This is a genomic window from uncultured Kordia sp. (assembly GCF_947496985.1).
In the GTDB taxonomy this organism is placed as follows: Bacteria; Bacteroidota; Bacteroidia; order Flavobacteriales; family Flavobacteriaceae; genus Kordia.
Map to the genome: position 1 here is coordinate 622186 of NZ_CANMEZ010000003.1, position 13979 is coordinate 636164.

The 13979-nt window shown below is 32.0% G+C and carries 7 protein-coding genes; all 7 read left to right on the plus strand.

The features are described from left to right. The first annotated feature begins 88 nt into the window (after positions 1-88). On the plus strand, positions 89-1669 hold the full coding sequence (locus Q0828_RS11165; RefSeq protein ID WP_298420575.1) for a T9SS type A sorting domain-containing protein: 1581 nt from the start codon (positions 89-91) through the stop codon (positions 1667-1669). Positions 1670-1825: 156 nt separating this feature from the next. Next, positions 1826-3364: a YifB family Mg chelatase-like AAA ATPase gene (locus Q0828_RS11170; protein ID WP_298420576.1), complete on the plus strand. Its 1539-nt coding sequence runs from the start codon at positions 1826-1828 to the stop codon at positions 3362-3364. Positions 3365-4008: 644 nt separating this feature from the next. Next, complete coding sequence (locus Q0828_RS11175; protein ID WP_298420577.1) at positions 4009-4533, plus strand: UpxY family transcription antiterminator; 525 nt, start codon at positions 4009-4011, stop codon at positions 4531-4533. 197 nt (positions 4534-4730) lie between these two features. Then, complete coding sequence (locus Q0828_RS11180) at positions 4731-9527, plus strand: non-ribosomal peptide synthetase (protein WP_298420578.1); 4797 nt, start codon at positions 4731-4733, stop codon at positions 9525-9527. Between the two features lie 126 nt (positions 9528-9653). Next, the gene (locus tag Q0828_RS11185) at positions 9654-10301 is read left to right on the plus strand and encodes a DUF6875 domain-containing protein (RefSeq protein WP_298420579.1); all 648 of its coding nucleotides are present in this window, start codon (positions 9654-9656) and stop codon (positions 10299-10301) included. Positions 10302-10407: 106 nt separating this feature from the next. Beyond that, positions 10408-11982, plus strand: a complete 1575-nt coding sequence (locus tag Q0828_RS11190; protein WP_298420580.1) for an NAD(P)-binding domain-containing protein — start codon at positions 10408-10410, stop codon at positions 11980-11982. Between the two features lie 111 nt (positions 11983-12093). Beyond that, positions 12094-13979, plus strand: a 1886-nt coding sequence (locus Q0828_RS11195) for a condensation domain-containing protein (protein ID WP_298420582.1), incomplete at its 3' end; no start/stop codon positions are given.

Genomic DNA, 13979 nt, shown 5'->3' on the forward strand with positions numbered 1-13979 from the left:
ATACAAAAGTAACAAACTACATCAAATACAATTATTAGTAATAAACACTATCCATCAAACAAAAACATAAAAATTAAAACATCATTAAATGAAGAAAAAATTACTTGGACTATTTTTTATAATAGCAATTTATAACACAAGTCATGCGGTGACCTATTACGTAAATCAAAGTGCCACAGGAAATGGAAACGGTTTTTCATGGGTAAATGCCTTTCCAGATTTACAATCAGCGTTAAGTGTCGCTATTTTTGGAGATGAAATTTGGGTTGCTGCAGGAACTTACAAACCTACTACAACTACAGATATTAATGTTGCTTTTGAAATGCGAAATGGCGTAAATTTATATGGCGGTTTTACTGGGACAGAAACAGCAATCAATCAACGAAACATAGATCAAAACCCTACAACACTTTCTGGTGACATAGGTCAAATAGGTTCGGTAATAGACAATTCTCAAAGCATTATGCGAATATTGAATTTGACTAGTGATTTTGTATTGGATGGTTTCCGAATTATCTCTGCGTACGATCCAAGCGGGAATGGTGGAGGAATCTATGCAGAAGGAAATCAGGCATCCAATATAACCATTAGAAACTGCTTTTTCTTTAATAACTATGCATATCGCGCTGGTGGCGCCTGTTTTTTAGATGAATCAAATGTAACTTTTGAAGACTGTCGCTTTATAAGTAATAGCTCTGATTATAATGGTGGAGGCGCTATCTATGCAGATAATGTTTCCGATTCAAACCTGTACTTTTATCGATGTGAATTTATAGGAAATACAGGTGATATTCCTGTAATTACATTTGATGGACCTGAATTAATTATGGATCGTTGTATTATTAATAACAACACAGCGAACTCACGAGACATTATTGTAGTAGGAACTGACACAACCAATTTTCAACTTACAAATTCATTAATTGTTGGAAATTTAGTAACAAGTTCTAGTTCTAAAATTATAAGTACTTATTGTAGTACTTTTGATGCTATTAACTTTGTAAACGTAACAATTGCACACAACAGAAACAGTTCTTCTATAGGTGCTACAACTGAACCCGTAAGAAGTTATAACAGAGGAATCAATATCAATAACTGTATCATTTACGGAAATACGTCTTATAATTTACGACAAATTGATTCAGGAAATTACATCAATAACTCCATAATTGAAGGCGGTTACGGTACAGGTACCAATGTAATGAATATAGATCCTTTATTTGCAAATGCACCTTCACTAAATAATTCACCATTTGACCTAAGTTCTTACGACTACTCATTAACTACTGCATCAGTAGCTGTAAACGCAGGTGATAATACCAGAATCATTGCTGGTTTTGAACAAGATGTATATGGAAATACTCGTATTCAACATGGAACAGTTGATTTAGGAGCTATAGAATCGCCGTTCAGTTTATCTGTAGGGGAGTTTGACAAATTGGCTGCTTTTGATGTATATCCAAATCCAGTGGATACAACATTAAATATCAATACGGATGTAGTAATGACTCAAATTTCAATTTACGATTTAAATGGAAGTAAAATATACACTACTATAGCAAATAGTACACACAAAATTATTGATGTTGGTGAGCTTTCAAGTGGAATCTACTTTGTAAAAGTTCAAACAAATACAGGTACACAAACACAAAAGCTAATTAAAAAATAAAAAAGAAACATCTACCAAACTTATAACCTCAATTTCATAAGAAATTGAGGTTTTTTAGTTAAAATACGACGTTCATACAAAACTTTCAACGCTTACAAAATCTAACTAGGAAACCAGTACTAAAAAAGATAATTTTATTGAAAACTCATCAATAAAATGCTCAAAAAAGTCTTTGGAAGTGCGGTATTTGGTATTGAAGCTACAACTATTACAGTAGAAGTAAATATAGCAAAAGGAATTGGTTATCATTTAGTCGGTTTGCCCGATAATGCCATTCGTGAAAGTAACTATCGAATAGCTTCTGCATTACAAAACAATGGATATAAAATTCCAGGAAAGAAAATTACGATTAATATGGCGCCTGCGGATTTACGCAAAGAAGGCAGTGCGTACGATTTAACCTTAGCTTTAGGCATATTAGCTGCTTCCAATCAAATACAATCTGAAAATATAGAAGAATATCTCATCATGGGCGAATTGTCGCTAGATGGAAGTTTACAACCCATAAGCGGTGTATTACCAATAGCTATTAAAGCGCGTGAAGAAGGTTTCAAAGGATTTATTCTACCAAAACAAAACGCCAAAGAAGCAGCTGTTGTAAACAATTTAAAAGTATACGGAATCGATAACATCAAACAAGTCATCAATTTTTTTGACAAAGGTGAACCACTAGAACAAACTATTATTGATACACGAGCAGAATTCTTGAAAAACTTAGCATTTCCTGAATTTGATTTCTCAGATGTAAAAGGTCAGGAAAGTATCAAACGCTGTATGGAAATTGCAGCAGCAGGCGGGCATAACATTATTCTGATTGGGCCACCAGGTTCTGGAAAAACAATGTTAGCTAAAAGATTACCATCAATTCTTCCACCATTGACACTTCATGAAGCGTTAGAAACGACTAAAATTCATTCCGTGGTTGGAAACATTAAAGACAAATCGGGTTTAATAGCCGAACGACCATTTCGAAATCCACATCATACCATTTCAGACGTTGCACTAGTTGGTGGCGGCAGCTATCCGCAACCAGGAGAAATATCTTTAGCACATAATGGCGTTCTATTCTTAGATGAATTACCAGAATTCAAAAGAAGTGTTTTAGAAGTGATGCGACAACCATTAGAAGACCGAGAAGTAACGATTTCCAGAGCACGATTTACGATTACGTATCCAAGTAGTTTTATGTTGGTAGCAAGTATGAATCCGAGTCCAAGTGGTTTTTTCAATGATCCAAACTCGCCAATGGCTTCATCACCAATGGAGATGCAACGGTATATGGGAAAAATTTCAGGACCTTTATTAGATAGAATTGATATTCATATAGAAGTAACGCCAGTTCCTTTTGAAAAACTCTCAGAAGAACGAAAAGGTGAAACCAGTGCAGCAATTCGGGAGCGTGTTATAAAAGCAAGAGGTTTTCAAACAATACGGTTTGAAGATTCAGAAATCTTACATTACAATGCACAAATGAATACCAAACAAATTCGCTTGCATTGTAAATTAGATGCAAAAGCATTGAATCTTCTCAAAAATGCTATGGAACGATTAAATTTATCCGCAAGAGCATACGACAGAATCTTAAAAGTTGCTAGGACTATTGCTGATTTAGAACAACAACCAAATATTCTGCCAGATCATATCGCAGAAGCTATTCAATACAGAAGTTTGGATAGAGAAGGTTGGTTGGGATAAAATGACTAAAAAATTGAAAGTATAAGTAAGCTAATCGATCATCTGATAAATTTAGATGTAAATACTTTTTTGAGATAATGTTACATGTCTTTCTATTTTAATAATTCTTCTTATATTTATGAAACATATTTTAAGCCAAGAAAATATTTTTTGTTTTCATATGTTAATTTATTGTATATTAACATCAAGTTATTAAATAATTTGTATATCATATGATAATACTTTTAAATGTAAATTTTGTAATATATTCTAGATATAATTAGTATTTATTTAACTTAACTTATTGGTCTAATACATGAACTAACTTACATGTGTTATGGAAGTATTAAAAAATTAATTTATTCTACTGTAGAATAAAATTATTATATATATTTACAAAAGTAAAGAGAGGCAAACTCTTTTTAGTAATGCTTAGTCTAGTATTATTTTCCCCCATAAAAAAATATTGATAAAATGAAAACATGTGTAATCTGATTAGATTATGTATGTCGTAATTGTTGTTTTTTGTACTTAAAAATCAACAGTTATACGCTAAAAACGATTGGTAGCCAATCCTTATAAATTTCATTTTATTTTTTCAAGTTTGAGACACAGAATGTGACTCAGAGTAGCGCTAGCTATACCTAAAAATCAACGTTAACATAATGGAAAAGCAAAGTTGTTGGTACGTCTTATACGTAAGATCACGCCATGAAAAAAAAGTATGTAATCTACTTAACGAACAGTCTATTGAGGCGTTTTTGCCCGAAGTAAAAACAATTAAAAAATGGAGTGATCGTAAAAAAACAGTCATGAAACCGTTATTTCCTTCATACGTTTTTGTTAATATAAAAAGACCGTTGGAATTTCATAATGCCTTGTCTACCTACGGCGCTTGTGCATACATTCGCTTTGGAAAAGAATATGCGAAAGTACCAAGTAATGTAATAGATAAAATAAAACTATTAGTGAATGCTGATGGTGTTACAGAAATTGAAACGAATACGCAATTGCCAAAAATTGGGGATATCAAAAAAATAACAATCGGTTCATTAAGTGGGCTAGAATGTGAAATACTAAAAGTTGATAATGCAAAGAAAATCATTGTACGAATAGATTCTCTTCGTCAAAATATTACAGCAACAATCCCTTCTTATTTTCTTTCAGAGCAAACACTAAATGCATCCTAAGAATTTAAAATCAATATGCATAATTACAGCTTATATTAATTGAATAAAGAAACCTTCTATCAATTAATTACCCAGAATAAACATACCTCATTTTACTACAATCAAACAATGCATTTTTAAATGTGTTGTGAGTATTAGTAGTATTTAAATTCCTGTTGAACAAATATATGTTGTTCATAATCAGTCTATAAAAATATATGATGATAAAAGATATTTTAAAATTGTTAAAAGAAGCTAACGAAAAAGGAATAATCATTTCTTATAAAAATGAAAAACTATTAGTTAGTATTTCTGGTGACAAACAGATAGATGATGATTTTCTAAGCATATTAAAAAGTGAAAAAGAAAATCTCATAAAATACTTTCAAAATCATGAAACTAAAACGACAGTTTCATCCATAAAAAAAGTTAAAAGACCTGAACGCATTCCATTATCTTTTTCTCAAGAGCGTTTATGGTTTTTAGATAAATTGCAAGGTGGAAGTTTAGAATATCATGTACCAATGGTGTTGCGTTTTCATGGAGCATTACACATAGAAGATTTAGAAACAGCCTTCCAAAGTGTTGTAGACCGTCATGAAGTATTGCGAAGTGTATACTTAGAAGATGAAGATGGAATAGGGTACCAAAAAGTAATGCCGGCTGGGAATTGGGCATTACGTAAATTGATTCTTGATGAAGAAAAGATATCAATAGATACAATGATATCAAACGAAGTAAATATGCCATTTGATTTAAGTAAAGATCATATGGTTCGTGCAAGTTTAATTACAATAAACGATAATGAACACGTATTAGTAATAGTAACACATCATATTGCTAGCGATGGTTGGTCGCTGCCAATTTTCATCAATGAACTAGTAGGATATTATCAACATTATAATGATGGAATTCAACTAAATTTAGAACCTTTAGAAATACAATACGGCGATTATGCTATATGGCAACGAAATCATTTAAAAGGCGAAGTTTTAGAAAATAAGCTAAGTTATTGGAGAGAAAAATTAACAGGTGCATATGGTGTTGATTTTCCTTCAGATTTCAAAGTTACTGGTCCAAGAACATATGAAGGAGCAAGCTTTAGATTTATCATCAATAATGAGATATTACAAGGAGTAAAAAACATTTGTCAGCAAGAAGAAGCAACGCTATTTATGATGCTACTTGCATCTTTTAAAGTAGTATTATATAGGTATTCAGGTCAAGATGATATCACTATAGGAAGTCCTATCGCGAATCGTACGCAAACAGAAGTAGAATCACTTATCGGATTCTTTTTAAATCCACTTGTACTTCGAAGTGATTTATCTGGAACACCAACATTTAAAGAATTATTACACCGTGTCAAAAAAACGTTATTAGATGCGTATACACACCAAGATATTCCTTATGAAAAGGTAATTGGAATTATTGAAGATGAACGCGATTTAAATAGTAGGTCAACTATTCAAGACATTATATTCGTGCTACAAAATACAGAAGAGGCTGAAACTGTTGAGCTTGAAGAATTGAAGCTATTACAAGAATCAATTTCTGATGTAAAAGTAGATTTTAACCTTCATTTTAGTGTACAAGAAACTCCAGAAGGAATCAACTTTATTGTGACTTACAGTAAAGAATTATATGCAGAAGAAACAATTTCACGATTGCTGATGCATTACGAAAACATTTTGAAAGCAGTAGTGAAAAATCCAATGACCAAAATTCACGAATTGGATATGCTAACACAGCAAGATGTTCAATTGTTGAATGAATTTAATACAACAAAAACGGATTATAACTTAGATAAAACAATCATTGAATTGTTTGAAAATCAAGTAGCAAAAACGCCTGATCATATAGCTTTAATAGATGGAGAAACGAAATATACGTATAAAGAATTAAACGAAAAGGCAAACCAATTAGCACATTATTTACGAACAGAATATAATACACAACCAGATGATTTAATTGGATTAATGATGAATCGTTCAGAGTGGATGATTATATCTGTACTTGGAATTTTAAAATCTGGTGCCGCTTATGTTCCAATAGACATAGATTATCCACAATCACGCAAGCAATATATCATTGAAGAATCTGGTTTGGAACTCATGATTATTAATTCTGAAAGTCTTTTCGATATTTTAGAATTTGGTACAAAAGCTATTTCTATTGATATAGAATTTGAAGACATACCAAGTATGCAAGAACATTTGCAAAACCCAGTTTTAGTTGCAAAAAATGACAATCTTGTATATGTAATTTATACATCTGGTTCTACAGGGAATCCTAAAGGAATTATGGTAGAACATCGCAATTTAGTAAACTCTATGTTAGATCAAAAACATAGAATTAGTGTTACAGAAGATGATTGCCTATCACAATTTATATCACTTTCGTTTGATGTTTCTGCAAATGAAATTTTTACAAGTCTTATTTCAGGAGCTAGCTTATTACTCTTGCCAAAAGAATTAATCAAAAATGGAGAAAACTTCACTTCATATCTAGAAGAAAACAAGGTAACTATAGCACACATTCCACCGTCTTACTTAATAAGCTTAGATGTCGAAAAATTAGCATTTTTAAGAGTATTAAAAGTTGGAGGAGAAGCCATTAATATGGACATTGTATTAGAATGTGCAAAAAATAGTAGTGTATATAATGAATATGGACCTACAGAGTGTACCATTTCATCAAACATTCATAAAATAGAAGCAGCAGATGCTAATCGAAAACAATTACCAATAGGAAAACCGATAGCAAATACAGAAATATATATGCTCGGAAATCATGATGAACTCTTACCAATAGGAATTGTTGGAGAATTATGTATTAGCGGAGCAGGATTGTCTAGAGGTTACATGAATAATGATACACTTACACACGAAAAATTCATTAAAAACCCATACAAAAAAGAAGGCTTATTATATAAAACAGGTGATTTGGCTCGTTGGTTGCCAGATGGAAACATAGACTTCATAGGAAGAAAAGATTACCAAGTAAAAATTCGAGGAAACAGAATTGAACTTGGAGAAATAGAAACAGTGCTACAAAATGCACCAAATATTATACAAGGAGTTGTACTTGTTAGAGAAAGTGAATCTCTAGGAAAACGACTGGTAGCATATGTTACAGTTGAAGATGCGTATGAAAAAGAAGTAGTTCAAAAATTCTTAGAAGAACAATTACCACAATACATGTTACCATCATTATTAGTAGTATTGGAAACAATGCCACTAAATCAAAATGGTAAAATAGATCGTAAGCAAATACCTGATAGTGATATAGCGGAAATACAAGTTGCTGATTACATACCACCAACAACAAAAACTGAAATTGTACTTACCAGACTTTGGGAAAATTTATTAAATGTGACCAAAGTAGGAGTTGATGATAACTTTTTTGAACTAGGAGGCGATTCTATTATAACAATTCAATTAGTGAGTAGAGCCAAAAGAGAGGGTTATTATTTCACACCAAAAGAAGCTTTTGAACATCAAACGATACGTTTATTAGCTGACTTTTTAGAAAACAAATCTGAAAATGAACTAGTTACGGAGCAAGGCTTATTACAAGGTTCTTTTGAATTGACACCTATACAAAATTGGTATTTTGACAGTGAATTTTCAGAAATGGCACACTACAACCAATCATTGTTATTGGATGTAGTTAAAAAAATAAAACGCAAAGAATTAGAACAAATAGTAGGGAAATTGGTTGATCATCATGATGCATTTCGTTTGCAATTTGAGAAAAAAAATAACAAATGGGAACAATATTACTCTGTTCAAGATGGAAGTTTAAAATATGAAAACCTTCAAGAAATTTCTTTAGAAAAATTATCCGAAGCAATTACAGAAACATGTGATCATCATCAAAAAAGTTTAGCATTAGATGGCGGAAGTTTAATTCATTTTGTATTTATCGAAACTCCAGAAAGCGAAAAAGATAATCGATTATTCATAGCAGCTCACCATTTGGTAATAGATGCAGTTTCTTGGCGAATCTTATTAGATGATATAGGTGAATGCTTTACACAATTAGCTGCAGGAAAAGAACTCGACTTAGGAACAAAAGGAAGTTCATATAGACAATTTAACTCAGCACTAATTAAATATGCACAAAGTCCAAGCATGGAAGTGCAAATTCCATATTGGGAAAATGTAGCAAATGGTTTAGTAAAACTACCTGTTGATATGAAACAAGAAAAATCATTGCTAAAAGATGTAGAAAAACTAACGATTGCTTTAGATGAACAAACCACACAACTACTTGTAAAAGAAGCAAACAAAGCATACAATACAGAAATTAATGATTTATTATTAAGTGGATTGGCAAGTAGTGTAGGAGATCATTTTGGAATGTCAAAAATTATGGTCGGATTAGAAGGTCATGGTCGTGAAGACATATTCAATACTATAGATGTTACCGGAACAGTAGGCTGGTTTACAAGTTTCTATCCATTACAAATCAATATAGGTAATGTTACTAATACAAGTGATTTAATCAAATCTACAAAAGAACAATTACGATTAATTCCAGACAAAGGAATGGGCTATGGAGTACTACGTTATTTCCATCCTTCAGAAAGTGTGCGCCAAACTTTAGCAAATATTCCTTGGGATATTGGATTCAACTATCTAGGACAGTTTGATAACACAATGAGTGGTGGAACCAATGAATGGTTAGCACGTTCTGTAGAAGGAATGGGGAATAGCTTAAGTTTAGAAACACCATTTAGAACTCGTTTGGAAATAAACTGTTCTATCACTGGCGGGCAATTAATAATTGTTTTTGGATATGTGCCAAAAGAATACAAAAAAGAAACAATTGTTAAAATCGCAGAAGGATACGTTCAAAAACTAAAAGAAATAATAAAACACTGTAGTGAAAAAGAAGGTGTTGACTTTACACCTGCAGATTATGGGCTTAATGGACAATTAGATTATAAAGAATTAGAAAACTTCTTAGAATCTGATGAAACAGAAGGAGACGAAATCTTAAAATTCTAAAACCAAGTATGCAAAATCTACAAATCGATAAAAAGTACGAAATCAACACATCTTAAAAATGATTTCGATCATAAAACAAAAACAACCTGAGTACCAAAAATAAATGTCTAACTTAAAATCATTCGTGTGAAAAACTCATTTCTAACCCCAAGTATGTTGAAAATTGGAGGAGAGGTAATTTCATGGTCAGATAGGTATCTTACAAAAGAAAACGAAAACATAATGCGACCTAAGGGAAGCCAAGTAGTATGTCCTTTTGTAAAACCAACAATTGATAATGACACGTATTACATCACTTTTGCTCCCGAAATAACTAAAGGAAGTATAAAGGAAATTGAAAAAGTAACGATTAACAATCTAAAAAAATTTAAAGAACTACTGCCCATAGGAGGAAATAGTGTCTACAAAAAAGGGCTACTTATAATATTTAATAATTTGTCAAATGAAGATGCTTGTGCTTTAGATCGTGTACATGAAAACATTAAAGATGTCTTTGTGTCTAACGGACTAATGCTAGGACAGTTTCATGCAAACTGTGATGAGAGAGGTGCGTATAATCCTGACTTTAAAGTGTCTGTGTCTCCGTACCCTTTGTTTGCTATTAGAAGTTTAGCTGTGCATGATATTCTTTTTCTAAAAGAAAAAAGATCATGGTTTGAAGCATTCGATTCATTATATGGTGATCGATTTAAGAAGAATAAACTAGATGAGAACACTAGCTATTTGGAGCAATTTTATTTAGAAGCGAAAGCCATGTATAGCAAAGCAAACTAAAAGCTTGTAATTCAAATTACACTTAAAAAAACAACCAACCTTTACAAATATAATAATGACTAAACACCTAAAAAATGTTTGTCAAAATAAATAACAATCAAGAATTATGAAAGAGCTAGATTATTTAGTAATTGGAGCAGGTGCTGCAGGTTTGCAAGTAGGATACTTTATGCAAAAGTCAAACCGATCATATGTAATCCTTGAAAAATCAGAAAACGCAGGTAGCTTTTTTGCAAAATATCCAAGACACAGACGATTAATCTCTATCAATAAAATATATACAGGACATGAAGATCCAGAAATAAATCTTCGTTGGGATTGGAATTCACTTTTATGTGACGATCCTGAATTTCGTATGACGAATTACTCAGAAGCATATTTGCCAAATGCAGACCGTTTGGTTGATTATCTAAATGATTTTGCAGAAAAATATCAACTAAATATTAGTTACAATAATGCCGCTACACACATAGAAAAAGTAAACGGAGTATTTCATGTAACTTCAGAAACTGGAGATAAATATATAGCAAAACGTGTGATTGTTGCTTCTGGAATGTTCAAAACATATTATCCTAATATTGAGGGAATAGAACTTTGTGATCGTTACAAAGATTGTTCAGTAGATTCAAAAGATTACCGAAACAAAAGAGTATTAATAATTGGAAAAGGAAACTCAGGTTTTGAGATTGCAGATCATCTAATAAATGTTACTTCGCTCATTCACATTGTAAGTCCGTCACCAATTCAAATGGCTTGGGATACGCACTTTGTAGGTCATTTACGCGCGGTAAATAATAACTTATTAGATACGTATCAACTAAAATCGCAAAATGCAATCATTGATGCACAAATTTCTAAAATTGTGAAAAGTGGCGATAAACTTGATGTAGAATTCTATTATTCGCATGCAGATGGTGAAGTAGAATCACGATTGTATGATAAAATAATACTAGCTGCAGGTTTTGAATTTGATACATCTATTTTTGCAGATGATATAAAACCAAATTTAGCAATTAAAGATCGTTTTCCAGACCAAACAGAACAATGGGAATCTACGAACATATCTGATTTGTACTATGCGGGAACACTTACGCAACAAAGAGATTACAAAAAAACGACATCAGCATTTATTCATGGATTTAGATATAATGCAGAATGTCTACATAAAATTTTAGAGGAGAAATATTACGGAAATAAAATTCCGCATGAAACACTCGAAAATTCAAAAGAAGCGTTCACAAAAGTTTTAATGAAGCGAATAAACATTGCATCTTCACTTTGGCAACAATTTGGATTCATATGCGACGTCATAGAAATAGCTGCAATTACTAATGAAACAAAATTCTATGAATCATTGCCAACAGCATATGTACATTCAACAGCATCTTGGACAAAAAATCGTCATTTCATCTTAACGCTAGAATTTGGAGAAAAACCTGAAGGCGATAGTTCATTTGCTATCAATCGTGTAAAAAGTGATGATGTTGAAAATGGAGATAAAAGTGTCTTCTTACATCCTGTAGTTCGTTATTATGATGCAGGAAAACTAATTGGAGAATATCATATGATAGAATCTTTAGAAGCTGACTATTACAGTGAAGAATTACACATTGGACCACTACGTAGTTTTGTTGAAAAACACCTTGGAATGCACGTTGAAACTATAAATGCTGTTAGCTAAAACGAGTTCGAAATCACTACACAAAAAAACGATTACACCTTTTCAAGAATTATTAAAAGTGAAAACGTACATACTACGATCATTTTTATGACTCTATAAAATGCTACCTACATGAAACAATTTATTCAGAAGCTTGCTGATAAAAATCTATTCTTAAAAGAAGCCAATGGAGAACTTTCTCTAAACGGAAAAAAGGGAAAATTAACCAAAGATGAAATTCTTACCATAAAGAATGATCATACAATAATTGACTTCATAAAGAAGCACAAAGCAGCGCTTATTGATTATCTGAAAACAACAAAAAAAGAAGATGATCATAACAATAAATCTAAAAATATAAGCTCAATTTATAGGCTAAGCCCTATGCAAGAAGGGATGTTGTTTCATGAGTTATACGATCAAAATTCTATTGCCTATACCAATCAAATGGTAATGAGTTTTCCTGACGGATTAAATCTGGATGCCTTTAAAGCATCCTGTAATTACGTGCTTAAAAATCATAGCATTCTCCGTACCGCGTTTTTTCATGAAAATTTAAGTGTACCAATTCAAAGTGTATTCAAAAAAGTAGAAATGCCTATTAAGGTGGTCGATTTTAGTAATCTATCACAAAATGAACAGGAAAAAGCATTAAAAGCGGCAATAGTAGAAGATCAACATACAAGTTTTGATTTTACAATTCCGCCACTAATGCGTATAACGGCATTCAAAATTAGTGAAGCAGAATATCAAATGGTTTGGACGCATCATCATATCATAATAGATGGTTGGTCTATGCCAATAATTATGTCTGAATTATTACAAGCGTATGATATGTATTGCGATGGAAAAGAACCAATAGAACGTGAAGAAGACATCTACAAAGACTACATAGACTATATAGATTCAAAAGACAAGAAAGAAGAAACTAATTACTGGGAAACCTACATGGAATCCTTAGAAGAAGGAAGTTTATTACCTTTTGTTGGAAAAAATATAGAGAGAAATAAAGGAGTTGGTGAGTTTCAAAGTGAAAAACTAATTTTTGATGTGGATTTTACTAATCAAATTAGGGAATTCTGCCAATTACATCATCTTACCGCAAATACCTTAGTACAAGGAGTTTGGTCATACTTATTGGCACGATATACAGGAAAAGCAGCAATTGTTTTTGGAGTTACGGTTTCAGGACGTCCATCAGATTATGAAAACACAGAAGAACGTGTCGGATTATACATAAACACACTTCCGTTGCACGCCAAATTGAAATGGCAACAATCAATTTTAGATTTTCTAAAAGAATTACAAAAAGGACAAACAGCATCACGAGAATATCAATACAGTTCATTAAGTTCTATAAAAAAATGGAGTGGAATTCCAGGAGAATTCTTTGATACCTTATTAGTATATGAAAGTTATCCTGTTGGTGATTTAGCAGAAAATGAAAGCGCAAGTACCATGAATGCAGGTACAATGGACGTTGAAGAAAAGACAAATTATCTACTTACGTTAGAAGTTGGTTTGGCGCATACACTTGGTATCAACATGGACTTCAATGCTTCATTGCTTGATGCCGCTCATGTAAAAATGATAAAAGAGCATTTCAGAATTGCATTAACTGATTTTGTAAATAACTCAGAAAAATCAATATCAGAAGTCAATTATCTCACTTCCACAGAAGAAAACATATTAGTAAATGAATTAAATAAAACAGCAACGGTTTATCCAAAAGATAAAAATGCAGTTGTTCTGTTTGAAGAACAGGCTTTTGAAAACCCTAATGCGATTGCAATTACATTTGAAGGAGAATCACTTAGTTATAAACAACTGAATGAACGTTCGAATCAATTAGCGCACTATTTATTGGAAAACGGAATCAAAAAAGGCGATCAAGTAGTTTTCTATATGAATCGTGGGATTGATTATTTGATCGGAATGCTCGGAGTTTGGAAAGTTGGCGCATGTTTCATTCCACTAAGCACAGATTTCCCATTAGAAAGAAATCAACAAATACTATC